The organism is Coleofasciculus sp. A1-SPW-01, assembly GCF_040217205.1.
Lineage (GTDB): Bacteria > Cyanobacteriota > Cyanobacteriia > Cyanobacteriales > Coleofasciculaceae > Coleofasciculus > Coleofasciculus chthonoplastes_A.
Map to the genome: position 1 here is coordinate 1 of NZ_JAVJNP010000014.1, position 25,911 is coordinate 25,911.

The following is a 25,911-nucleotide window of genomic DNA, read 5'->3' on the forward strand; positions in this document are numbered from 1 at the left end:
TTTGGCGCGGTTGGCAGAGACTACAAGATATCGCTGCTACCTGGCAGTTACTTCACTCCTAGCTATTAAGTTCCATTTTAACTAACGGCTTGAAAACGCGATCGCACAATGTTTAAGAAAGATGTGGGTAATGCATAGCCCACACCGGGGAGAGGGGAGCAAGAGGGGAGCATCTTCTGGTCTCCCCCGTGCAAAAAAAGCGAAGCATCCGCAAGCGTGAAGGCACGACTATGCCAGAAGAATCCTCACCGTTGCTCCTCAAAACTGGGTCATTTGAGTCTTTTACTCCACGTTTCGTGTTCTGAACTCTACGTTCCGTGTTCCGAACTCTACGTTCTGTGTTCCGAACTCTACGTTCTGTGTTCTGAACTCCACGTTTTGTGTTCTGAACTCCACGTTTCGTGTTCCGAACTTCACGTTTCGTGTTCTGAACTTGGCGTTTCGTGTTCTGAACTCGGCGTTTCGTGTTCCGAACTCCAAATGCCGTGTTTTTGGGTCAGGACTTACGCACCTACACCCTATATATGGATTAAGGTGCGTTACGCTTCGCTAACGCACCCTACATCTAGAGCTTTGGCGTAATATCATGTCCGGTTGAATACCCATAATTACGGTGATGGGGAGATGGGGAGATGCGGTGAGGGTGAGTAGAGGCTTGGGTTTTGGAGTCCGTACATTTTTATAGCAACCGCCATGGCGATTAGGACACATGATTTATGTAGAGACGTTGCATTTTAGTCTCTACTATGGGTGAAAAGGAAACAGGGGAATGTCCTAACGTATCCCTGTCACCCCGTCACTCCCTAGATAGGGCTTCCTGCCAAATTTCGTAGTTATAGAACTTGCAGTTCTCTTGGATAGCGAGGATGACGCTGAGGGCAGATTGATCAGAATCAGTTGGGATTAAGGTGAGGAGATGGGGGAGGTATTGAGTAATGGCTTCTGTGTTTTTCTTGGCGATATTACCTAAGGCTTCTGCGGCTCTCCAACACACATAAGAATCCGCATCTTCCAGGAGTTTGAGCAAACCGGGAATGGCATTCTCTGAACCGATTTTACCTAAGGCTGCTGCGGCACTCCCACGCGCATAATAATGCGAATGTTCCAGGAGTTTGAGCAAACCGGGAATGGCTTTCTCTGAACCGATATTATATAAGGCATTAGCGGCACTCCAACGCACATAAGAATCCGCATCTTCCAGGAGTTTGAGCAAACCGGGAATGGCATTCTCTGAACCGATTTGACCTAAGGCTTCTGCGGCTCTCCTACGCACATCATAAGCCGAATGTTCCAGGAGTTTGAGCAAACCGGGAATGGCTTTCTCTGAACCGATATTACCTAAGGCTTCTGCGGCTATCCTACGCACAACAGCATCCGAATCTTCCAGGAGTTTGAGCAAACCGGGAATGGTATTCTCTGAACCGATTTTACCTAAGGCATATGCGGCAATCATACGCACAGAATGCGAATCTTTCAGGAGTTTGAGCAAACCGGGAATGGCATTCTCTGAACCGATATTACCTAAGGCATATGCGGCTTTCTGACGCACATAAGAATCCGCATCTTCCAGGAGTTTGAGCAAACCGGGAATGGCATTCTCTGAATCGATTTTACATAAAGCAGAAGCGGCTCTCCTACGCACATAAGAATCCGAATCTTCCAGGAGTTGGAGCAAACCGGGAATGGCATTCTCTGAACCGATTTTACCTAAGGCATCTGCGGCACGACTACGCACAACAGAATGCGAATCTTTCAGGAGTTTGAGCAAACCGGGAATGGTATTCTCTGAACCGATATTACCTAAGGCTTCTGCGGCACTATAACGCACAGAATGCGAATCTTTCAGGAGTTGGAGCAAACCGGGAATGGCATTCTCTGAACCGATTTTACCTAAGGCATATGCGGCTCTCTTACGCACAACAGCATCCGAATCTTCCAGGAATTTGAGCAAACCGGGAATGGCATTCTCTGAACCGATTTGACCTAAGGCTTCTGCGGCACTCATACGCACATAAGCATCCGAATGTTCCAGGAATTTGAGCAAACCGGGAATGGCATTCTCTGAACCGATTTTACCTAAGGCTTCTGCGGCACTATAACGCAGATAAGAATCCGAATCTTCCAGGAATTTGAGCAAACCGGGAATGGCATTCTCTGAACCGATATTACCTAAGGCTATTGCGGCACTCCTACGCACAGAAGAATCCGAATCTTTCAGGAGTTGGAGCAAACCGGGAATGGCATTCTCTGAACCGATTTTACCTAAGGCTTTTGCGGCTTTCAAACGCACATAAGAATCCGCATCTTCCAGGAGTTTGAGCAAACCGGGAATGGCATTCTCTGAACCGATTTTACCTAAGGCATATGCGGCTCTCCAACGCACATCAGAATCCGAATGTTCCAGGAGTTTGAGCAAACCGGGAATTGCTGTTTCGGAACCGATATTACCTAAGGCATCAGCGGCACGACTACGCACATTAGAATCCGAATGTTCCACCAGTTTGAGTAAACCGGGAATTGCACTATCCGATCGCGTCTCCTCCAAAAGCTTAACCTTTAACCAAGCGGGTACATCCAACGCCTCCACATACCCAACCGTCTGCTCCTGAAACTCTGGCTTTACCTCCCCGGCTAACCGCGCACCCAACCGCCAATCTACTTTTAATGCCAATTGCACCACCTGCACCGCCTGTCTATCCTCCAGCAGCGCCAACATCAACGCGATTGGTTCTGTCCACTTCAGATAATTGAGATACTCCCGCTTGAGCACTTCATCACTCAACGTTGGCAACCGTTCCAACAATGCCTCGGCTGCATAATATTCCTGAATCAGTTGATGGCGAAACTCTAACTCCTGATTACCTGTTCCCGCCTGAATGAGATGATACTTCTGCAAATCCCGCAGACACTTACGGGCAAAATCCTCGCCATACGCCACTTTGCCATGGAGAAATTGCCCGATCGCCTGTACTGCTTCTTCCCGTGCAATCCTTACCCGTAGTTCCCTCGGCGTCTCTCCCTGCATCATTACCCACGCCAACTGTTGCAGCACCGGTTTCCACCAGTCGCGATCGCTCTCAATCACCACATCCTGTTTCAGGTTGCGCTCATACTCCTGAGTAAATAACCGAAACACTAACCCCAAATTCTCTGGAATTTCGTTTGTCTGCTGAAACAAGCTACACAGCATCCACAGCAGTAACGGCGTTTTCCCAAATTCTCGCAAGCGATCACCCAGTTGGCGCAGCATTTCCTCAGCTTGTTCTGGCAAGTATGCCCGGATAAAGTCCTGCATTTGCGCTTCCGTAAGCGGCTGCATTTCCAGCTTTTTCTCAATCCCTAAATCTCCCCCCAGGCTCAAATCCCGTGTGGTGAAAATCATCGGTACTTTGGGATGATTGCGGCGAAAATCAGAAAGCTGCGATCGTGCTTCCTCTGAGGGCAACTCATTCACCCCATCAAAGAGGATGAGGGAGCGAGACAACAGGGTTTCCAGTTGTGCCTGCGTTAAGGGGAGTTCATTTCGAGTAAAGGCATTGAGAATTAATTGGGTAATTGAACCTTGCCAGTAACGCAGTTCCACCAACACCGGAATCAGGGTTGACTCCCCTCTCCCAGAATTGATACTGCTGGTCACTAACTGAGGGGTTTGACCCCTCCCCAAACCCCTCCCCGCCACGGGGAGGGGCTTAGAGGCTCCCCCTTCCCTCGCAGGGAAGGGGGCTGGGGGGTTAGGTTTTTCCAATTCGCCAGCAGTATCAGAATTGCCAGAGGGGCTGGGGGTGAGGGCTTCTGATTTCTGAGTCGTCGCCTCTTCCAAGAGTAACCGTGCTAACGCCGTAGACTTTCCTGATCCGGGGCGCCCGACTAACAAAACCTGCTCCTGGGCATACTTACGCAGCCCTTCCAGCACCGAGAATCGCTCGACTTCCTCTTCCTGTCGCTGTTCTCTTTCCTCCTTTTTCACCCTCTGCACCGTCAACCCGACGTCATAAATCGGTGTCACATCCTCGGATTGCCGTTGTTTGCTTTCGGCATCAGTTAACGTGTAAAGCTGCCACCACTTCTCATACTTGGTAGTAATTGCCGTCAAATAGGGCTTTACTGTATATTGTTGCAACAGATTTTCGACGTGACTCATCGTTTAAGCGTTAGGTTGAGCTTCCCATTCCAACGTGATTTCCAGACTTGCTCTACCCTATCCTTTGACAATCACCGCCGTCAATTGTCCCGCCTCGATCGCCATTTCCATCCCAAATTTTACCGTCGCCTTCTTCGGTCTGGCTTTTTTCAGGGGGGCGGCGACCATCTGTACTACCCCCTCGATCGCATCAGCGACAGGCTGAAACTGCTTGGCGTCAAAGCTGACATCCTCTCGCCCTGTCGTTGTTACCTCAAATTTCGCGATCGCCCCATTGGGAAGTTCAACGGGAACGGTATCACGGCGGGATTCGGCAAAGCTCATTTGATTCTCCTCAAACTAAGGTATAGGTCGAGACGGTGGCACTTGCAGCTCAGATGAAGCCGTCAGCGTTTGGTATAAACGCTCAGATAAGATGCGGTTGGCTTCCTCGGTCAAATGAATGGCATCCCAAAACGCCCGATCAGAAAAATCGTTATAAACATCGTAGAAGTTCAGCGTTTTTACATTCTCGGGATACCAACTTTGAAGCTGATCCAGTGATTTGGCTAAAGCAACATAGCCATCTTGGATTCGTGTCTGATAATCTGCTCCTAATTCAACCAAAATTTCCTGCTCTCTGAGTGAAATCTGTTGATTACCCCCACGACCCGTAATTTCGGGTTGTATGGCGATAATTAAAGGAATTCTTGCCCCAGTTACTAAGCGAATCATTTGCTTGTGGCGATCGCGATAACGGGTAACTCGTTCTTGCAGTTCCTCTGAGTTAACAGGAAGATAGTTAGCTAGGTGGGCTGTACCATTCAATGCCGCTAAACTCAGGCGACTCACCGAGGGTTGGGGACGTACTATCCAGTATTGGATAGCTTTAATCAGATAGGTGTTTGTCACCACAGAGGATAACTCTTGGGAGAGGTGCGTCCAAAAATGCCCAGAGGCATTACTAAGAAAGGTTTCAATATGGGGAATGTCCGTTGCCATGCGATCGCTCGGTAGGAGCAAGTCCATGTATCCATCCAAAACCACGATCGCATCCGGTTGGTAGGGCAAAATCTGCAACGCTAACTGAGCCAATTCATTCCCTGATGCATACCCCGGTACAGCCGCATTAATCACCCGATATTGACCATCTTTAATCTTAGGAGGCAACGCCAACGCCTTTTCTAAATCCGGTTTATAGAAGGGCAGATCTGTGGGTCTATATTTCTCCGGAGAACGCTGCTGTTGAGCAACCCGTTCCTTCAGACGCGCTTCCAGTTGAGCGGCGATCGTGGCTTGATTACTGGGATTCCATTGACCAAACGCCGTCGATCCTCCCAGTAAAAAAATCCGAAATTCACTGTTGGGTTTGTCTAAGGGAACAGGTTCAGTGTCGCGGAATCCTTGGCGATTAATCTGCCAAAAATTGCTGGTTTGGTCGCCAACTAACTGATAGCCTACAGCAAGACTCCGGTGGGCGGCGAGTCGCCCCTGTTCAGATAAACCCTCGTAAGGCTCGTTATTGTCATTCAAAAACTTGAGGCGGTAAACATTCACGATCGCTGGTTCACCCTCGTAAGCGGCTAACTCAGCGGTTTTGCCCATGACACCCACCAACAGCCGAGTGGACAATTCTAGGAGAATCAAGACAATCGGAATCGCCAAAATGATCGTGAGCAATGGGAAGGGGCGGCGGCGCTTACGGTAGGTGCGACGGCGGCGCGACTTGAACATCAAATACTTTCCTCAAATCATCACAGAATCAGGCGGCTGCGTTGCTAAACTTAACACGGATCGGGTCATCAGACTGACATTAAAATGTGAGGGTTACATCTGAGCGCGGGTTAAAATCCATAGTTGTACAGAACTATCCATTATACCGATGCCCTGCAAGCTACTCTTTGTCTGCCTTGGTAATATCTGCCGTTCTCCCTCCGCCGAGAACATTATGAATCACTTAATTGAGCAAGCGGGACTTCAGGAGAGCATTGTCTGCGACTCGGCGGGGACAGGTGATTATCATATTGGTTCTCCTCCCGATGAACGCATGACTCTCGCCGCCAGCCAACGGGGAATCATCCTTAAGGGCAAAGCCCGACAGTTTCAAGTTCCTGACTTTGAAGCGTTCGACCTGATTTTGGCGATGGATCGGGAGAATTTACGCGACATTCTGTTCCTAGATGCGACGGGGAAGTATGGGGATAAAGTGCGATTAATGTGTGATTTTGCCACTCGTCATCGGATACGAGACGTTCCTGATCCTTATTATGGGGGTCCAGAGGGATTTAACCAAGTGATTGATTTACTCCTCGATGCTTGCGAGGGATTATTGGAGTATGTGATGAAGACCTATTCCCTACCCGCCAAGGGCAAAGTCCAATGAGCTTTTTTGAGAAACTCAATCATGCGATCGCCCACAATCAAAGTTTACTGGTAGTTGGACTCGATCCTAACCCAGAAATGATGCCCAAGCGTTACTCCACCGGAGAATATTCCGGTGATCTGATGGATGGGTTAAGAGATTGGCTGCACGTAATTATCCAGCAAACCGCCGATTTAGTCTGCGCCTATAAGCCCACCTATGGCTTTTACAAGGCGTTGGGCGCACCAGGACTCAACTTATTAGAACAGACACTCGCGGCGATTCCTGACTCCATCCCGATTATTTTAGATGCCAAACATGGTGACTTAAACACTAGCACCGTCTTTGCCGAAACCATTTTTACGCGATCGCGGGTGGATGCGGTTACGCTGAGTCCTTATTCTGGACAAGACCACGTTGCACCCTTTTTAATTTATCCCGGTAAAGCCGTCTTTATTCTCTGCTGCACCTCCAATCCGGCGGCTGTCGCTATCCAGCAGTATCCCCAACCCCAAACCCCCCTTTATTTGCAAGTGGTGAAGGAAGCCAAAACCTGGGGCGCACCCGAAGATTTAGCCCTAGAAGTTGGCACAACCTCTCCCGACGTATTGGCAAAAATTCGGGCAATTGCCCCAGAACGCTTAATTTTAGCCCGGAGTATCTGGGCGGAGGGAGGTGCTGAACTGACCCAAATTTTAGCCGCTGGGTTAAATGCCAATGGTGAGGGGTTATTAATACCAGTTCCCCAGGATATGTTAGCCACAGAGGAACCCGCCGCCGCCATACAACCTCTGCGAGAGAAGATAAATCAGGCAAGAGGGAAAAAGATTCAACAGGGTTCTGCTTGTGATTTGTGGATGCCTGATGTTTGTTTTCTCGAACAACATCCCCATCAGGATTTAATTCTCCAACTGTATGACATGGGTTGTATTCTATTTGGCGAATTTGTCCAAGCATCGGGAGCCGTTTTCCCCTACTATATTGATTTGCGAAAAGTTATCTCCAATCCCCAACTTTTCCATCTAATGCTGAGTGCTTATGCCGAGATTCTGCAAGATTTAACCTTTGACCGGATTGCCGGGATTCCTTATGGGTCATTACCCACCGCAACTGGATTATCCCTGCGTCTACATCACCCGATGATTTTTCCCCGTAAAGAGGTGAAAGCCCATGGAACGCGACGGGTGATTGAGGGTCACTTTGAACCAGGGGAAACAGTGGTTGTCGTGGATGATATTTTGATTAGTGGGAAGAGTGTGATGGAAGGGGCAGCGAAGCTGGAGACAGGGGGATTAAATGTGCAGGATATTGTCGTATTTATTGATCACGAAGGGGGGGTAAAAGATAGATTGAAGGACAATGGTTATCAGGCGCATTCCGTGTTAACAATTTCTGAAATTACCCAAACCCTGTATCAAGCGGGGCGGATTAATCAGGAACAATTCCAGGCATTTAACCACAGTGTTAAGTAGGGACTGATGTGAAACTATTAAATCTTTATCCATCAAAGCTTTGAGGTGTATTAATACCTAGGGTAGCCCTTCAAAATGTAGAACTATATTACGATTGCGATCGGGTTGCTGATGAAAGAATTCGAGAAATTTACCATGATTAAATAATCATAGTAAATTTCTGTAATTAAATTCAGGCTATTGTAAAGTTACATACAGCAAACTACATCAGAGATTTTAAGTACCTCTTTACCAAAGTGGCGAATAGATGCAGCACGAATTTCGTCTAATTTGATACGTGCGTCTTCTGGTAACAAAGCTTCTTCAAGAGGGTTGTGATGAATGAAATCACCAGAAATATCTTGGGAAAATGCCATCCAGTTGTGGGTGAACCACAAGCAAATGTGCCAGAAGTGATCTGCCTCAAACGAAGGGATAAAATACTGCGCTTTATCAGCCACGCATAGATAAATAAAATGCCGGAAATCCTCTACAGCTTTTTGGACATCTTCATGTGGATACTCTTTTTGAAACCGCCGCATTTCTGCGCTAAAGTCCCAGGCTTTAACTTTTGCAAGTAGCTTGGCATTCTCAGGTAACTCAGACAAATTAGTGTGACGAGATTTCAAGGCAACTGCTGCTGTCATTTTATGCTTCTCCTTCTCAATTGAGGATATTAAAAAAACTGACGATATTTTTTCATAATAGACTTTATTTATGATTTGCAAAGTCATAAAAAGTATAAATTAGTATAGACTTGAATAATTATTATATAGTATGGATTAGTTGAACAAAGTATAGTTTAGCCGCAAAAGGGTGCAAAAGGTAGTAAAATTAGTAAAAACCAATATGCGGATCGCCAATGGATGTCCACGAAGTCCTGGAATGGGTCGATGAATTGGTGTTGACCAAAACAGGATCGCACTTAAATAGCTTGCAACAGGCAGTATTATCAGGGGTCTGGAATAGTCAAAAATACAGAGAAATCGCGGATGACTATCACTGTACTGAAGCTAACGTGAAAAGAGTAGCAGGCAATTTATGGCAACTGATATCACAAGAATTAGACGAAAAAGTTAATAAATCGAACTTCCGCGCTACAATGGAACGTTATTATATTTATAATTCTAATGTTGGTGATTTTGCACAGAGTAAATTTTGGGGAAGTAACATCAATCTCTGTAGAGAAAATTGGCATTCTGACGAAACTACACAAAACCGATCGCGCTCCTCAAACGCCACCAGCCACAAACCTGAAAAACGCCATGATTTAACTGAAGCACCGGAGTGCGATCGCGTCTACAACCGCACCACAGAACTAACCACTCTCAAACAGTGGATACTCCAAGAAAAAATCCGCATCGTCACTATCTTTGGATTACCGGGTATCGGCAAAACCACCATCGCTAGAGAACTCATCGAACAAATTAAAGATAATTTTGATTATATCCTCTGGCGCAACTGTACCGAAACCCTGACACTGAAATCTCTAAAAACCAACTTAATTCAGTTCTTTTCTAAAGATCGAGAAACCAAACTCCCCTCCCTAATCGACTATCTGCGATCGCATCCCTGCCTAATCATCCTCGACGACTTCCAAGAACTCTTTGCCAGTGGTGAATTAGCAGGCACCTATCTACCAGACTGTGAAAATTACAGGAAATTCTGGCAACAAATGGCGCGAACACCTCACCACAGTTGCTTCCTACTCATGAGTTGGGAAAAACCCACAGAAATTGCCATCTTAGAAGGAGAAAACCGCCACTGCCGCACATTACAGCTTGGTGGTTTGGGAGAGTCTGCGGCGGAACTCTTGACGAACAAAAGGTTAACCGATGAGGATAAATGGTGGGAACTTATCGAATGTTACGGCGGCAATCCATCCTGGTTAAATATAATCGCTTCTACCATCCAAGATTTATTTAACAGTAGCGTTGATCGCTTCTTATCCTATCCCAATCTATTTCTGGGAGACTTAGAACCCAGATTAAAGGCACAATATCAACGATTATCTGAATCTGAGCAAATGATAACGCTGTGGTTAGCGAACCAAAATGCGGCAGACATTTCCCTCAAACCCGCCGAGTTAGCATTGTCTGATTCTGATTTTTTGAAGGCGGTACAATCTTTGAGGAAACGGGGTTTAATTGAAAAAATAACCGATAACGGATCATCGCTGTTCGCCGTTCAAGCTTTAGTTAAAGCATATTTGAAAGAGAGATAAGCTGTTCGGCATTTAAACCTTAATATCAGTAATGGCGAAAACCTTGTAGTGCGTTAAGCGAAGCCATGCCGCAGGCTTTGCATCTTGCTCGCTACTAATACCCAATTTAAATGCATGACAGCTTAAGTTCGTAGTTGCGCTGTCTTCGCCATAAACATTTTAGGGCTGACTACCAAGTACATCCCAGAAACCGGGTTTCTATGAATCTCTGCATCCTCTCCGAAATCTATCGCAGAAACCCGGTTTCTAGCCCCCAGGCGGAGAGATAGTCTCCGTTGGAGGGTACTACGATTCTGGCTCAGAAACCCGGTTTCCTAATCCTCCAGACCACTATAATAAGATCGATCAGCCCCAATTTGGCTACGATAAACTGCTTATGACTGTACTCATCTCAGACGAAATCCTGCAAGCCTCTCAGCTTACCCCAAGCGAGTTTCGCCAAGAAGTAGAATTACACCTGTTTCAAACCGTGTAAGCATCCTAAACGAAATTAAGTTGAGACGGAACAAAGTAATAGGATAATAGAATAAAAGGATAAGAGTAAAAAAACTACTCCTCATTTAGAGGCAAAATAGAGATAAACGCTGAATAGCCAACTATCCCCATGAGTTACTGTCTCAATCCTAACTGTACCAACCCCCAAAATCCCGCCGGAACCAAATTTTGCCTCACCTGTGGGTCAAAGATACGCCTCAAGGAACGATATCGCACAGTTCAACCCTTGGGACAAGGCGGTTTTGGGCGCACGTTTCTAGCGGTGGATGAAGATAAACCGTCTCATCCCCCCTGTGTGATTAAGCAGTTTTTCCCCCAAGCCCAGGGAACCAGTACGGTACAAAAAGCGGCGCAGTTATTTACCCAAGAAGCAGTACGGTTAGATGAGTTGGGTAAACATCCCCAGATTCCAGAACTGTTAGCGTATTTTTGCCAAGATAATCATCAATATTTGGTGCAAGAGTTTATTGAGGGCGAAGACTTAGCCCAGGAATTGGCAAGAAAAGGCGCATTTACAGAAGCCCAAATTCGCGATGTGTTGAATAATTTGTTGCCTGTTTTACAATTCGTTCATCAGCATCATGTGATTCACCGCGATATTAAACCGGAAAATATTATTCGTCGAAATCGCGATAAGCAACTGTTTCTGGTCGATTTTGGTGCATCAAAAGTGGCGACAGGGACAGCGTTAGCGAGAACCGGGACTGTGATTGGTTCGGTGGGGTATGTCGCACCGGAACAAAGTATCGGGAAAGCGGTGTTTGCAAGTGATATCTATAGTCTCGGCGTGATGTGTATTCATCTGCTAACGGGAATCCATCCCTTTGACTTATTTGATGTGAATCAGGGGGTTTGGGTATGGCGACAAGGGTTAAAAAATCCAGTGAGCGATCGCGTGGCTAAAATTTTAGATAAGATGTTAGTCAGTGCGACGAATCAGCGCTATCAATCGGTGGCGGAGATACTCCAGGATTTAGAGCCTCAAACCCCTGTGGCTAAGGTTAAATCAGTAAAACCTGCACCCCCTCCAGCTTCAGCGCCAATGAAGCCCCAGCCAAATTCGCCTCAATATGGGAAAGGGTTAGATAAAGAATTAGCGGATTTGAAGTCTGAGTTTTTGCAGCCACCGACATCTAAAAGTACCCCACCCAAATCGACACCGCCGACTAAAGGTTCTGCCAATACTCAAAAAACTAAAAGTCAAATGGACAGGGAATTAGAGGAAATCAAGTCTCAGTTTTTGGAAGAATAGGTTGTCGCTGACCAAGAGATTTTGAAGCAGGCAGTGGATGCTTGGGAAGCTGAACGGAATCAGGCAGATTTTGTAAAAATCCGCGATCGCGCTCTTGAGTTTAACCTCTTCTCCCATACTGAAGTTCCCAATACAGCCCAAGCGGCATCGAGATAATGCCGCTCGCTCAAAAGAAATCTGGGCTTCTTCTGGTTAAGTTGACACCAATGGGCATTGCCGTGTCCCTGCTTTCTGCCTTTTGCTATAGAATATACGTTCTCTAAAATTTGGCTAGGTGATTACCGATGAAACCGCCAAGTTCTACTGGTGTCCCGTTTAGGGAGGATTTCTGGATTTGACTCATCCATACTAAGATAGTGGCTCCGATAAAAAGATAAGTTTTATCAATGATTGACGTTAGCATTTATCTTTGAAGTTAATGATTCAGATGAATTACTTGATGACTCTGTAGAGACGCGCCATAGCACGTCTTTATATGAGAACTGCTAACTGGGGTTATTGAATCGATGTTCCCCCAGTCGCTGTGAGAAAAATTGAGAGGTTATCGTTGTGTCTGATTCCCCGACAAGTTTAATTGTGGCAGAACCGAAAGCAACCTATCAATCCGGTGGTGATCATCAGAATTGCTGGGTGGAGACGCTGGTGGATTGTCCGGGACTCGAGGGACTGTTGACGTACCGCATCCCGGCGGATTTGTCGGTTAAACCGGGAGATATTTTAACGGTGCCATTGAATAACCGACAGGTGGGGGCGATCGCAATTCGGTTACTGGCTTCTCCCCCTGCTGATGTGCCATTGGCGAAAATCCGGGAGGTGGAGGATGTTGTCTGTACTGGGTTTTTTGGGACATCCTATTGGCAGGTATTGGAACAAGTGGCGCAGTATTACTGCACACCCCTGATATCCGTAGTTCGGGGGGCATTACCACCGGGATTGTTGATGCGATCGCAACGGCGAGTTCGTCTGCATCGTGAGGCGCTTCCTGATGGTGCAGATACGTTTGTCGGTCGAACGGCGCGTCAGATTTTAGCACTCCTAGACGCCCAACCGGAAGGAGATTACAGCGTCGCCTATCTACAACGCCAGGTGAAAGGGGCGCGTCGCGGGGTAAAAGATTTACTTAAACGCGGCTGGGTAGAAAGTTATTTGAAACCGCCCCAACCGTCTCGCCCGAAGCTGAAGAAAGCTGTCACTCTCGTCGCGGATGGCTTTGAATCTGATATCACCGAACGACAACGGGAAGTATTAGATGTACTGCGGCGTCGGGGTGGGGATATGTGGCTGAATGAGTTATTGCAAGTCTGTCATGCTACGTCTTCTATTGTTAACAAGCTGGCAGAAAAAGGGTATGTCGTCGTTGAATACCGGGAAATTCTCAGAACCTTGGATCAGCCGAATGTGGCAGATGATCGCCCTAAAGTATTGACAGATACGCAAACCTATGCATTGAAAACGATTCAAAGTTTGGATGAGTATAACCAAGTGCTATTGCATGGGGTAACGGGTTCCGGGAAAACCGAGGTTTATCTACAAGCGATCGCGCCGTTGTTAAGGGCGGGAAAATCTGCCCTGGTGTTAGTTCCAGAGATTGGGCTGACGCCTCAACTCACCGACCGATTTCGCGCCCGCTTTGGCAAAAAGGTGAATGTGTATCACAGTGGGTTATCCCATGGGGAACGTTATGATACCTGGCGACAAGTATTAAGTGGAGAACCCCAGGTCGTCATTGGTACGCGATCGGCTGTTTTTGTGCCGTTACCCAAATTGGGTCTAATTATATTAGATGAAGAACACGACTCCAGTTTCAAGCAAGACAGTCTTTCTCCCACCTATCATGCCCGTACCGTTGCCCAATGGCGGGCGGAATTGGAAAATTGTCCTCTGGTTTTGGGTTCAGCTACCCCGTCTCTAGAAACCTGGGTTGCTGTCAACGGTCAACAAGCCAATCTCAACACAGACGCCCCCTGTAAAACCTATTACCTTTCATTACCTGAACGCATCCAATCCCGCCCCTTACCTCCTGTGGAAATTGTGGATATGAGACAGGAGTTAAAGCAGGGGAATCGTTCTATTTTCAGCCGTTCTCTCCAAGATAAGTTACATCAGTTGAAACAAAAGCAGCGACAAGGGATTTTATTTATTCCCCGTCGTGGACATAGTACGTTTGTCTCCTGTCGCAGTTGCGGCTATGTGATTGAATGTCCGGACTGTGATGTGTCCCTGTCCTATCACTATGCTTATGAGGGGGCAAATCAACTCTTACGTTGTCACTATTGCAACTACACAACCGCCCATCCTAATAATTGTCCCGAATGTGGTTCACCTTACCTCAAGTTTTTTGGTAGTGGCACACAACGGGTGGAACAGGAGTTGGCTAAGGCGTTTCCTGATTTACGGGTAATTCGCTTTGATAGTGATACCACCCGTAACAAGGGGGCGCATCGAACCCTGTTAACTCAGTTTGCCAATGGGGAAGCGGACTTATTAATCGGGACGCAAATGTTAACCAAGGGATTAGACTTAGCAGGAGTCACCTTAGTCGGCGTTGTCGCCGCCGATGGATTATTACACTTATCTGATTATCGGGCAGCCGAACGAGCATTTCAAACCTTAACCCAAGTCGCAGGTCGGGCGGGTCGGGGAGATGAACCGGGTCAGGTGATTGTCCAAACTTATTCACCTCAACATCCGGTGATTCAGGCGGTGAAAACCCATGGGTATGAGGTGTTTACCGAGGCGGAATTAGCACAACGGGAATCGTTGAATTATCCTCCTTATGGGCATCTGATTTTATTGCGGTTAAGTGGGTTGGAAGAGATGGTGGTTGAGCAGGCGGCGGAGAGGTTAGCGGAATGGTTAAGTCAGGTGAGTTCCGGGTATGAGATATTAGGACCGGCGCCTGCGGGGATTATGCGAATCGCCCGTCGTTATCGGTGGCAGATTTTGCTCAAATTTCCGCCAGATGTAGCGGTAGGATTACCCGATGTGGCGGCTTTGCAGCGGATTTGTCCGCCAGATGTGAGTTTGACGATTGATGTTGATCCGCTGAATATGATGTAGGGGGTCATTCGTCCTTTGTCATTCTTAATTCAGCAAGCCCTATTGTAGGGGCGACCCGCCGCACACCGCTAAAACTACCCACCGATTAATTTTATCGGGTCGCCCGACATCAGATATCGGTAATGATCTAACACCATTTAGCAGTAAGAAATTTTCTACCTTCTGCCTTATAGCAAAAGGCAGAAGTTGGCACTCCAGGTACGCAGAGGAATTTAAATGAAATGACAACTACGCCGAATTTTCCAACGCTGCAACGGGCAAAGATTCGGGAAATACTTCAGGCGAAAACATTTCCCACAATACTTTGAAATAGGGTAAAACAAGCGAAATTTGCTGCTGAGACAAACGTTTACCAAATTCCAATCCTAACAGATGAATCATTTGCCGAACTAATTCCCACCCTACATTTAGAGTCGGGTAGAGCATGACACACAAGGGAAACAATTCCTGTTGGATGGGCGCAATACTCCTTTCCAAAACACAAAGCCACAGGTAAATCTGGAACATTTCCACATCCCGAATACTGGCAGATTTCACCGTAGGGTTCACTAAGCTACCACTATAACAGTGATAGTGTGGATGTAAATCGCTAATTCGGGTGGCAATTTCTTGAGCAATTAATGCTTGATCCGGTAAAATTTGCCGTAGAGAAACCAAAGCTAATGATTGATGATCATAGTTGGCGGCAGTTTTGTATAGTCGTTGTAAGGGCATATACAGACAATCATCAATCACCTGGAAATAAACACTCACTGTAGCTTGTTCTTGAGGTGACAGTGATTTCAGTAGTAACTGACCACTATAGTGAAACTGCATACTCACAAACGCAATCACTCTGGGATCAATTGCTGTATAATTGTGTCGAATGCGACCTAAATCTGATGCTAAAAATAAACATAAACGTTCGGGGATGACTTGATCGGCATAAGCGAGCAATACTTTTTCATAGATTGAGTAAGTATCTTTCGTAATTTGCCAAGGATCAATTAAGCGATAGTTAATACCTTGTCGCTTGATTTGTTGACAGAGTAATGCTTCGGTTTTTGCCCAAGCTTGAATCGTTACCGATCGCAAGGAATCAAGCAACCGCTGCGCTATAACGGCTCGTAATCCTGGAGAATTCGACTGCCACGTTTTGTCTGATGTACTGTGTTGTTGGACATACTTTTTTGCCCAGAGTTTGGATAGCTTTCTTGCCGTCGCGATCTTCGCTGTCTGCGACGGTTGAGAATTACCTCGCTTATCCTTTGTACTCATGACACACCCCTTGTTTAGAACGTCAATGCAGTCCGTAAAATGGCGGTAGCAATAAAGTCAACAGTAAAAAAAGGCTGTTTGGTAGCTAATGTGACAATTTTTAATTAAGTCGGATGACTAAATCGGTGTTCTAGCACGCTGGCTCACCAATAGCTGCTTGTTCCTTGCTTTCCAACTCTCTAATTATCTACTCACCAGTCAAAGGATAGTCTTTTTTGAAAAAATTCTCAATAGTCATTTTTTCAGGGATTGCTGAATAAGTCTTGTGGTGAGGCGAGGGAACAGGGAACAGTGAATGAGAGAGATGGGGGAACTAGGGCAACAAATGACGTAGCTTGCTTCTCACTCCCTTGAGTATGACAAATGACAAATGACAAATGACGAAACTAAACCGAATGCTGTAAAATCCAATCCTGCAAAATGGGATTAACAACCTCAGGGGCTTCATCTTGGGGACAATGACCTAAACCGTCTAAGGGGACAAATTGTTCCACAGCGGGATAATTGACCCATTCTTTTGCTTCCGCGATGGGTTCCCAAGGATCATCAGTTCCCCACAAAATCAGTGTGGGACACTGTAACTGAGGTAATAAGTCTTCGGCTAGAGGTCCTGCGGAATAGCGGGTAAATGCGATAAAAACATCAGCCGCACCCACATCAGCTGCCGGTTTCATTAGCAAGTCGATTAATTCATCAGTCACTGCCTCGGATTTGCGATACGCTTGCAATAAAATTTTACGCACCACCTGTGGCTTCGCCAGTTGACGAAAAAAGAGTTGTCCCACCCACTTAACTCCCAGTAACTGTTGTACCATGGGTGCGCCGATGCGACGATGCCAAGGTAACGTCACTCGTTTGCGATCGTGCAGCATCCGCAGGGAACAGTTGATCAGGGTAACGCCCAATACCCTATCTGGACAATCCACAGCCGCTTGCATCGCTACAACACAGCCAATTGAATTCCCCACCAAAAACGCTGGAGTCTCTACGACTTCCCGGCAAAAATCAAGGACTTGTTGTCCCCAGGTTTCAAAGGTATACTCCACGTCAAGTCCCGGCATCGGTTTGGCAGAAGCACCAAAGCCAATTAAGTCAATGGCATAGCATCGACAGGATTCTGCTAATACAGGTAAATTCTTACGCCAATGTCCACAAGATGCGCCAAAGCCATGCACCATCACTACCGCTGGTCCAGAATTGCCGTGGACTTGATAGGCAATGGGAAAACCCCGCCATGTCCAGATGTGAGTGTCGCGTTCAGGGCGTTTGGGTAGGGTGGAGGAGGGAAAGGTCATGAGGATTCCAAGAGTACAGGTTTACTGTTTATATTTTGTAATAAATTAACTCAGACGTTCTGGCGGAATATCTCTACTTCTTCTCCAGCACTAACCCTTATGACTAGACTGACGTTCTAGAGACGCGCCATGGTAGGTCTCTACACTCAAAACTCGTCTTGTGTCAAAATTAACCTTAAGAAATTCTTTGGTGCGTCCCCTATGTTGGTGCAAACGTCTGCTGCTGTTATCCCTTTCCTGGGATCGGAAATTCAGGCATCCTACAAAGCGTCACGAGTGGTTATTTTGCCGATTCCCTACGAGGCAACCACAACCTATCGTAAAGGCACAGAAAATGGACCCGATGCGCTCTTGGAGGCGTCAATCCAGCTTGAATACTACGATGATGAGTTGGAACGGGAGATTTGTAAAGACGCTAGGATTTATACCCATGGTGCGATCGCAGATACCAGAGGCGGACAACAGATTTCTGCCCAAACCATGCTGACAGATACTCGCGACACCGTATCTGGGCTGATCGATGATGGTAAATTTGTGATTGCGATTGGGGGTGAACATAGCATTACCACGGGACTTGTAGACGCCTACCGTCAAAAGAGTCACGAACCCTTCACCGTAGTGCAAATAGACGCCCACGGAGATTTACGCCACGAATACGAAGGCTCAATTTATAACCACGCCTGTGTGATGCGTCGAATTGTGGACATGGGACTACCGACATTACCCGTCGCCATTCGCAGTCTTTGTCAAGAAGAAGCGGACTTAATTAAACAAAAATCCATCCCCGTAATTTGGGCGCGACACATTGCCCAAAATCCCCACTGGATAGAGGAAGCGATCGCGACTATCCCAACAGAGCGAGTATTTATTACCATTGACTTAGATGGCATTGATCCGGCTTCAATGCCAGGGGTTGGCACTCCCGAACCGGGTGGGCTGCATTGGTATGCACTCCTAACCTTTTTGCGACGATTGTTTGAAACCCATCAGGTCATCGGTTGCGATGTAATGGAGTTGGCTCCCGTGGTTGATTCAGTGGTCTCCCAATTTACAGCCGCTAAACTGGTTTACAAACTCATCGGCTATCAAACTCTGGCACAAAGGTGGTAGCGATGGCTGAAATTCACTGCCTGATCCAGGAGGATCGGCAAAGGGGAACGGGAAAAAGGAAAAAACGAACACATTGTCAAACACACACCTTAACACGATATGAGTCTGAAGGAAAAACACGGCACACCCATTGGCAGTTATGCTCCCGATTTTGAGCTTTTAGGCACTGATAAGGATGTTCACCACCTATCCCGGTATCTAGAAAAGTGGCGAGGAGTGGTGGTAATTTTCTTGAGTAATAACTGTCCTGACTCTGCCGCTTATGTAGACAGACTCAAACAACTGCAAACCCGATTTCGGGAACAGGGATTTATCCTGATTGGCATTAACTCCAACGATGCTAACCAATCTCCCGAAGATAGTTTTAGTCAGATGCAGCAGTTTGCGAGTAGTAGAGGGTTGAATTTTCCTTACCTGTGGGACCCAACTCAGGACGTGGCACAAGGATTTGGCGCTTCAAAAACCCCAGAAGCCTTTGTGATTGATGGACAGGGAGTCTTGCGTTACAGGGGTAAAATTGACGATAATAGCCAACATCCCGAAGCTGTAAACGAAGCTTACGTCAAGAATGCGATCGCGGCTTTACTGGCTGGGAAAACTATCTCACCCCAATCCACTCCCACCTTGGGTAGTCCCCTAGTATGGCGTCGTTAGTGAGCAGAGAGAGCCAGAGCAACGGAGGAGCTGGGGAGAATCAGTATTTGAAGCCACCTGACACCAGTAATAGTTAACTGGAACTCGTGAATACCATAAGAATTTGTATTTTAGCACTACGGGTGTTAACAACAATCAAACTTCGTCACAGTCACAGCACTCTGTCAGAATAATCGGTAGACTGTTATCGTATGGGCAAGGCAATAGTCAAGAAAGAAAGAGTCGTAGCATGGGGATGAAATACCGACGGGTTTTACTAAAAGTGAGCGGTGAAGCCTTGATGGGCAAACTGAGCTACGGCATTGATCCAGGAGTCGTTCAGGACATCGCTGCTGAAATCGCCGAAGTCGTGGCAAGTGGCATCCAAATGGCAATCGTTGTCGGTGGTGGCAACATTTTTCGCGGTTTGAAAGCGGCTGCTGGCGGAATGGATCGGGCAACGGGTGATTATATTGGTATGATCGCCACAGTCATGAATGCCATGACTCTACAAGATGCTTTAGAGCAAATGGGAATACCTACCCGTGTGCAAACCGCGATCGCGATGCAAGAAGTGGCAGAACCCTATATCCGTCGCCGTGCCATTCGTCACCTAGAAAAAGGGCGAGTGGTCATTTTTGGCGCAGGTTCGGGGAATCCCTTTTTCACCACGGACACGACGGCAGCTTTACGAGCCGCCGAAATTGATGCGGAGGTGATCTTTAAAGCCACGAAAGTCGATGGGATTTATGATTGTGATCCTCAACTAAATCCCCAGGCTCGCCGTTATCATACGCTGTCCTATAACTACGTCCTCGCTCAAGATTTGCGGGTGATGGATAGTACCGCGATCGCTTTATGTAAGGAAAATAATATCCCAATTATGGTATTTGATTTGACAGGGCGGGGTAATATCCGCCGTGCTGTTCAAGGAGAATCTGTCGGAACAATTGTGGGAGGTTTTTGTGAAGTTAGCTGACGCTGAAAGCCAAATGAAGAAAGCCGTTGAAGCAACGCAACGGGGTTTCAATACCATTCGTACCGGTCGGGCGAATGCCAGTCTGTTGGATCGAGTAATGGTGGAATACTATGGTAGTCCCACCCCCCTGAAGTCTCTGGCAAGCATTAATACGCCAGATGCTACCACGATTACGATTCAACCCTATGACAAGAGTACGCTGACTCTGATTGAAAAATCGATTTCTTTATCGGATATTGGCTTAACCCCCAATAATGACGGTCAAGTCGTGCGACTGAATATTCCTCCCTTAACGAGTGAACGCCGCCAAGAATTTGTGAAGATGGCGGGTAAGTTAGCTGAGGAAGGGAAAGTTTCTATCCGCAATATCCGCCGTGATGCTGTTGACTCAGTTCGTAAACAGGAGAAAAATAGCGAAATTTCTGAAGATGAGTCCCGTGATCTGCAAGACCAGATTCAGCAATTGACGGACAAGTACACAGCTAAAATTGATGACTTGTTAGTTGCTAAAGAGAAGGACATTACCACAGTTTAAAGATTAGGGCAACATCCGATTGGAGTAAAGTTGCAGCAGTAGTGCGGGCATCTTGCCCGCTTCCGCAGTCTGATGGGGAAGATGAGGGAGATAGGGAAGGAAAGGACAAATGACGAATGACCAATGACTCAGTTTCTTGGTAAACTATGTCAGGGGTTCAAACTTAAACTATTACAGTCATACCTCCTAACCGCACTCATGAGTTTCTCAATCCATAAAGCCTAATGTTTGACTGCATTATCGTTGGGGCAGGTTCTGCAGGGGGAACCGCCGCCTACCACCTCGCCAAGCGAGGGAGATCGGTACTGATTCTAGAAAAAGATTCTTTACCCCGATACAAGCCCTGTAGTGGTGGTGTGTCCCCAAGCGTGCAACAGTGGTTTGATTTTGATCTTGCACCTGCGATCGCACTCAATGTAAGCCGAGTTCGCTACACCTGGCAAATGGATGATCCGGTGGAGGTCAGTCTCAAAAAACAAAAACCCGTCTGGATGGTACAGCGAGATGTTTTTGACCAGTTTTTGGTCGAACAGGCAAAAGAGCAAGGCGCTCAACTGCAAGACCAAACCACTGTCACAGGTATTGAATTTAAAGGCGATCGCTGGCAGGTTAACACAACCAATGAACCCCTGGCAGCCCGTTACCTGATTGCGGCGGATGGTGCTAATGGTCCTATGGCAAAATGGTTAGGCTTTAAAGCTCGTCCCCAGCGGATGGCGGTGACGATAGAAGCCCCTAATCCCGCCCCAACCAGCAGTGATCCAACAATCCATTTTGACTTTGGGCAAGTGAAAAATGGCTACATCTGGAATTTTCCCAAAACCGATAGCTATTCGGTCAGTGTGGGGACGTTTAAGGGGAATGACAAGCAGGATTTACAAAAGATAGGAACCAAGTATATTCAGCAACTTGGGGTTGATCCGAAACTCTGTCAAGTTTACAGTCATCCCATGTGCCTTTGGGATGGGAACCAAAAGTTACACGGGCAAAACGCGCTATTAGTTGGGGATGCCGCTTGTTTGGCTGATCCGTTTACGGCTGAAGGTATTCGTCCCTCTATCTTTAGTGGTGTCAAAGCAGCAGAGGCAATTGATGCGGCTTTAGGCGGTCAAACCAACGCCCTAACCCAGTATACCCAGGTGATTCAGGATGAATGGGGTAACGAGATGGTTTGGGCGAAACGTTTAGCTGGAGCCTTCTATGGTTTTCCAAAAATCGGCTATAAGGTAGGCGTAAAGAGACCTTCAGCGACTCTGATTATGCTGCAAATTTTATGCGGGGAATTGAAGTATTCAGAGGTGGCAGGTTTGGCAATTAAACGTTTGAGTGGCGGATTCTTCTCACGGTAGGGTTGTCATTTGTCATTTGTCATTCGTCATTTGTGGAAATATACCGTGGTAGGGTGGGTTGAGCGAAGTCGAAACCCACCAGCACCAAAAATCTCACGGTCAAGTGATCCGTGAGATTTCGTCACCTCGAAAAAGTTTTATGAGAAAAGTCCGGCTAAGTTATGCAAATCTCTATCTTGAGAGGCTGCATATCTTAGGAAGTGAAGCGTTAGCTTAGAGAAGCGCGACTGCGATCGTAGCTAATCCGGAAACCAGAATTGGGTTTGCCTTGAATTGAATCCCAGTGGTTGATGTTATCAACATCTAAACCGACTTCATTAGCTGCTCGATTGAGCATCGATTGTTGTCTGTTCTTGACGGCGTGGTGATGACGCATCATTAATGCTCTGGCTTGTTCTTGAGTAGACATATGTAGATCCTCCGATTGCTTTAGTGAGATTTGATTGAGTTTTTCCTTATCTCTGAAAACTTTAAAAGATTGTTTAGCTTAGAGAAGCACGGCTGCGCCCGTAACTGGTACGGAAACCAGAATGGGGTTTGCCTTGAATTAAATCCCAATAGTTGACGTTATCAACATCGAAACCGACTTCATTAGCTGTCCGATTGAGCATGGATTGTTGTCTATTCTTGGCGGCGTGGTGATGACGCATCATTAATGCTCTGGCTTGTTCTTGAGTAGACATTTGTGTATCCTCCGATTGCTTTAGTGATATTTCAGCTTTAGTGATATTTCACTGAATTTTTCCTTACAAAATAACTATAACAAGAAAATTCTGTAACATTCACTACAGAATAGCTTTATTTACAAATCTTAATGTTATGGATTTGAAACATAACCGCCTGAAACAGACAAGTTGTCTGATCACGAAGACAAGTTAAGCTAGATCACAGCAAAGGGTGCGAGGATGGGGAAAAATGTTTCGCTGCTCCCAGCTTCCTAGACGTGCCATGGCACGTCTCTACACTGTCTACTCCTCTGAAGAAGATGGCTCAGATTCAGGCAGAATGCGGACACGGGCAAATTTGAGTCCTGTGATTCCTTGCAATTTTTCCACCGTGCTGGATTCGATATGGGAATCAACCCAACCTTCACGGGCGAGGAAGCGTAAGTATTGTTGATATTCTGTCCACTCCGTTTGGCTGGAATAGACAATCGTCAGCATCCCCGGTTGGGTGATGCGAGTTTGGGTGGTAGCGTCGAGGGCTTTATCAATCCGTTTTTTAACGATTTCGTAGCGGGTGTCACGGGTGCTACTGCGTAAATCGAAGATTTTTTCCGTTTGTTCGTCGTGAAAAATATCCACCGTGGTTTCTTGAACTAATACTAGATGAGTAACTTGTAAGGGTGTGTCAACGCGATCGCGCATTTCAAAACACGTCCTCGCACAGTCACAGATAGCCCGTAGCTGTTCGTAGCGCAAACAGTGGAGATGGAATACAGTAAACTGCGAGTTAATCGAAGCCCCCACATAGATCATGTGATCAATGCCATCCGTGAGTTCGTGATCACAATAGTGGGGGATAATCTGCTGCATCCGCACTTGCCACCGTTCCCAGGTTTGGCGTAGTTGTTCGTTAATCTCATAAATCATCCGATCATAGCGATCGCGTGCGGTATAAATACATTCATGAGGATTGTCGCACTCTTGTTTGTAGGCGTTTACCGCGTCAACCGCTGCGTCGCCACAGTCTTGGAAATATTCAAAATAAATTTCCAGATGATTCTTTAGGTACTTAATCGCTGTCACTTCTTCATCCACCGTCACTCCCTTGTCTAACCGTTCAATATAAGCTGACAAATCTAGGCGTAATTGTTGCAACAAAGGCAACGGTTGGGATTGATTCGCCGCATCCACTATCGCCATTGCCAAATTAAACTGGTTGAGTAAATCGGCTTGGATTGCCCGATTTCGTTCATTCGACGAACCCCGAATATCGGAAATCCCATACATGGGATGGACATCGGTAAACACAATCGGTTCCGGGGGAAGTCCCCAACTGCGACGTTCCGCTTCTTCCAGAAACCGCCATTCTACAGCAGGATGGATATGATTAAATTGATTTTGAGCCGCTTGACGCAGGGCGGCGGTTAAGGCGGGGATTAAGGCACAAGCATGGTTGATATCCAGGGAATCGAAATTATCCGCCTGATCACTGGTTAACCCAACCATTCCCATTAAATTTTGGCTGGGGGTTTCGGCTTCAGCCGCCGAAACCGATAGAGGAATCAGCAAGAGGGAACGAGTACCTTGGTTGAATAAGGCTTGCTCACATTCCGTTTGACAATGACTCTCTAAATTGGCGACAATCCAAACTTGATTCGCTTGGGCGGCGGCTTGGAAATGGGAACCTTGTAGAGAATCCCAGGTATAGACTTGGGTTTGAATCAGTTGATCATTTTCACTGGTAAACAGTTTCACTTCTTGGCGCTTTACCCGCAACAGCAGAATCTGATCAGCGCGAAACAGCGATCGCATTTTTTGATCGAACAGGCGAAACTTCTCGGAACGCAAGAGGGAGTCGCGTTCAATTAGTAGGCTAATCAGTTGTCGAATTGTTTCTTGGTGGGTAACATCTAATCCTTCCCACAAAAGCTGACCCCTAACCCGATAATTCTCCAGGTTTAAACGCTGTTCCCAGATGGGATTAAGGATAATTTGCCGAATCGGTTGTTGACAGAAATCGATATCTGAAAATTCGTTAATGTCTGGATTAATCCGTTCAACTGTTAAATGTTGAGAACGCAGCCAAAATTGCACACAATGGGGGTCAGAATCGGGAGAATTATTGAGAGTCGCGATAACAGGTTCATCTAAAAAGCGCCATTGGCTATGATTAATTTTATATACATCTCGTAATATTAGCGCCAGTAAATGACGCCGATATAACTGTTCGAGGGTTTTAGCATCAACGTTTATAAATAAATCAAATAGGTGAATACCCTGGTGTTGTAAGTTCCCCGTGGGAGCATCAATCCCGGTTAAGCGGCAAAAGGCATGATTGGCATAATACAGAGCGAAGTTCCCCGGCTCAACCCACGCCATCAACAGTTTGCTATGGTGCTGAAAACGCGCCAACCAATCATGATTTCCCGAATTCGCCTGATTTGTCATCGTTATGCGATCGCTAAATGTTGATTCATCCGTTACGGGTTGAGAATGAGAATTAGAGTTAGACATCGCAGGCGGGTTAATCTCCGGGGAATTGTCGGGAATGGAGTGTCGGTTTTTCTGCCACATCAGGGTAAAAGGGTGATGAAACCACAAGCCGTCTTTCCATTTGATCACAGAATTTAAAACTTGACAAGTGAAGCGAAATATAGTCTTAAAAATTTGCAAGAATTTTCTCATAAACCACTTGTCATGAGTCACGCTTAAACTAAACCCCAACGAAACCCCATCGTAGGGTGGGTTAGGCGGTATTTAATTAAGTCAATAACCATTAAATTTTGATATCCGCCGTAACCCACCAAAATGGAATAGATATGACGATTAAATCGGGCGCACGTCGGTGCGCCCCTACGGTTTCCCGGCAAAATAATCTAGGCTCTTTCAGACTAACTATGATAAATTACTAGCAAAAATGCCAATTAAGCAGAACCCTCCTTCTAAAATTGTCAAAATTATTTAATCCATAACCCCTTCTTTTGATCAGCTTGATTTTTTGGGGTCTTCCGTAGTTAGTGTGCTAAATTGTTAGTTTGATTTGCCGGAATATGGGACAGCAATAGCTTTAACCAATTTTACCCGGATTTCAAGAGAGTTTTGAGACGGTGAAAAGCGGCAGTCC

20 protein-coding genes and 1 pseudogene are annotated in these 25,911 nt (G+C 46.5%); 12 read left to right on the forward strand and 9 right to left on the reverse strand.

Translation table 11 applies throughout. The annotated features are described in order from the left end of the window. Nucleotides 1–796 precede the first annotated feature (796 nt). The 3 genes from RH949_RS02530 to RH949_RS02540 are packed head-to-tail and all read right to left on the reverse strand — an operon-like array spanning nt 797 to nt 5,854. Entirely contained in the window at nt 797–4,141 is a 3,345-nt protein-coding gene (locus RH949_RS02530; protein ID WP_446351817.1) for a HEAT repeat domain-containing protein, read from the reverse strand. Between the two features lie 57 nt (nt 4,142–4,198). Next, entirely contained in the window at nt 4,199–4,465 is a 267-nt protein-coding gene (locus RH949_RS02535) for a CU044_2847 family protein (protein WP_446351818.1), read from the reverse strand. 15 nt (nt 4,466–4,480) lie between these two features. After that, nucleotides 4,481–5,854 carry an SGNH/GDSL hydrolase family protein gene (locus RH949_RS02540; RefSeq protein WP_446351819.1) on the reverse strand — a complete coding sequence of 458 codons (1,374 nt, stop codon included), beginning with the start codon at nt 5,852–5,854 and terminating at the stop codon, nt 4,481–4,483. A 148-nt stretch (nt 5,855–6,002) separates the two neighbouring features. On the opposite strand from RH949_RS02540, the gene RH949_RS02545 reads away from it, so the two are divergent. Then, nucleotides 6,003–6,503 (forward strand): low molecular weight protein-tyrosine-phosphatase, encoded by a 501-nt coding sequence (locus RH949_RS02545; protein ID WP_044209952.1) that lies wholly within the window; start codon nt 6,003–6,005, stop codon nt 6,501–6,503. Further along, entirely contained in the window at nt 6,500–7,954 is a 1,455-nt protein-coding gene (locus tag RH949_RS02550) for a bifunctional orotidine-5'-phosphate decarboxylase/orotate phosphoribosyltransferase (protein WP_446351820.1), read from the forward strand. The genes RH949_RS02545 and RH949_RS02550 overlap by 4 nt, the downstream gene beginning before the upstream one ends. A 188-nt stretch (nt 7,955–8,142) precedes the next feature. Here the strand turns inward: RH949_RS02550 and RH949_RS02555 are convergent, their stop codons facing one another. After that, nucleotides 8,143–8,580: a hypothetical protein gene (locus tag RH949_RS02555; RefSeq protein ID WP_446351821.1), complete on the reverse strand. Its 438-nt coding sequence runs from the start codon at nt 8,578–8,580 to the stop codon at nt 8,143–8,145. A 215-nt stretch (nt 8,581–8,795) separates the two neighbouring features. Here RH949_RS02555 and RH949_RS02560 point away from each other — a divergent pair, with 215 nt between their 5' ends. From RH949_RS02560 to priA, 5 genes and pseudogenes are all read left to right on the forward strand, one after another. Continuing rightward, nucleotides 8,796–10,157 (forward strand): NB-ARC domain-containing protein, encoded by a 1,362-nt coding sequence (locus RH949_RS02560; protein WP_446351822.1) that lies wholly within the window; start codon nt 8,796–8,798, stop codon nt 10,155–10,157. A 376-nt stretch (nt 10,158–10,533) separates the two neighbouring features. After that, nucleotides 10,534–10,626 (forward strand): annotated as a pseudogene (locus RH949_RS02565) (UPF0175 family protein); the annotation flags it as partial. Between the two features lie 135 nt (nt 10,627–10,761). After that, a complete protein-coding gene (locus tag RH949_RS02570; protein WP_446351823.1) occupies nt 10,762–11,904 on the forward strand; it encodes a protein kinase domain-containing protein in 1,143 nt (380 codons plus the stop codon). A 21-nt stretch (nt 11,905–11,925) separates the two neighbouring features. Continuing rightward, nucleotides 11,926–12,060, forward strand: a complete 135-nt coding sequence (locus RH949_RS02575; RefSeq protein WP_269546334.1) for a hypothetical protein — start codon at nt 11,926–11,928, stop codon at nt 12,058–12,060. A 393-nt stretch (nt 12,061–12,453) separates the two neighbouring features. Next, on the forward strand, nt 12,454–14,964 hold the full coding sequence (gene priA, locus RH949_RS02580) for a primosomal protein N' (RefSeq protein ID WP_446351824.1): 2,511 nt from the start codon (nt 12,454–12,456) through the stop codon (nt 14,962–14,964). 228 nt (nt 14,965–15,192) lie between these two features. Here the strand turns inward: priA and RH949_RS02585 are convergent, their stop codons facing one another. Beyond that, a complete protein-coding gene (locus tag RH949_RS02585; protein ID WP_006104470.1) occupies nt 15,193–16,221 on the reverse strand; it encodes a hypothetical protein in 1,029 nt (342 codons plus the stop codon). Nucleotides 16,222–16,607: 386 nt separating this feature from the next. Further along, entirely contained in the window at nt 16,608–17,516 is a 909-nt protein-coding gene (locus tag RH949_RS02590; RefSeq protein WP_446351825.1) for an alpha/beta fold hydrolase, read from the reverse strand. A 201-nt stretch (nt 17,517–17,717) separates the two neighbouring features. On the opposite strand from RH949_RS02590, the gene speB reads away from it, so the two are divergent. From speB to RH949_RS02615, 5 genes are all read left to right on the forward strand, one after another. Next, nucleotides 17,718–18,626 (forward strand): agmatinase, encoded by a 909-nt coding sequence (gene speB / locus RH949_RS02595; RefSeq protein WP_044209944.1) that lies wholly within the window; start codon nt 17,718–17,720, stop codon nt 18,624–18,626. 99 nt (nt 18,627–18,725) lie between these two features. Then, nucleotides 18,726–19,280, forward strand: coding sequence for a thioredoxin family protein (locus tag RH949_RS02600; RefSeq protein WP_446351826.1), 555 nt, complete (start codon nt 18,726–18,728; stop codon nt 19,278–19,280). 229 nt (nt 19,281–19,509) lie between these two features. Continuing rightward, the gene (pyrH, locus tag RH949_RS02605) at nt 19,510–20,238 is read left to right on the forward strand and encodes a UMP kinase (RefSeq protein WP_044209940.1); all 729 of its coding nucleotides are present in this window, start codon (nt 19,510–19,512) and stop codon (nt 20,236–20,238) included. Continuing rightward, nucleotides 20,225–20,773, forward strand: coding sequence for a ribosome recycling factor (gene frr / locus RH949_RS02610; RefSeq protein WP_044209939.1), 549 nt, complete (start codon nt 20,225–20,227; stop codon nt 20,771–20,773). Before pyrH ends, frr begins: the two co-directional genes overlap by 14 nt. Before the next feature lie 224 nt (nt 20,774–20,997). Next, a complete protein-coding gene (locus RH949_RS02615; protein ID WP_006104398.1) occupies nt 20,998–22,122 on the forward strand; it encodes a geranylgeranyl reductase family protein in 1,125 nt (374 codons plus the stop codon). 208 nt (nt 22,123–22,330) lie between these two features. Here the strand turns inward: RH949_RS02615 and RH949_RS02620 are convergent, their stop codons facing one another. The 3 genes from RH949_RS02620 to RH949_RS02630 form a co-directional block, all read right to left on the reverse strand. Next, a complete protein-coding gene (locus RH949_RS02620) occupies nt 22,331–22,531 on the reverse strand; it encodes a hypothetical protein (protein ID WP_006104456.1) in 201 nt (66 codons plus the stop codon). 73 nt (nt 22,532–22,604) lie between these two features. Then, nucleotides 22,605–22,805: a hypothetical protein gene (locus RH949_RS02625; RefSeq protein ID WP_006104520.1), complete on the reverse strand. Its 201-nt coding sequence runs from the start codon at nt 22,803–22,805 to the stop codon at nt 22,605–22,607. A 285-nt stretch (nt 22,806–23,090) separates the two neighbouring features. After that, entirely contained in the window at nt 23,091–25,472 is a 2,382-nt protein-coding gene (locus RH949_RS02630) for a GAF domain-containing protein (protein ID WP_446351827.1), read from the reverse strand. Nucleotides 25,473–25,911: the final 439 nt, after the last annotated feature.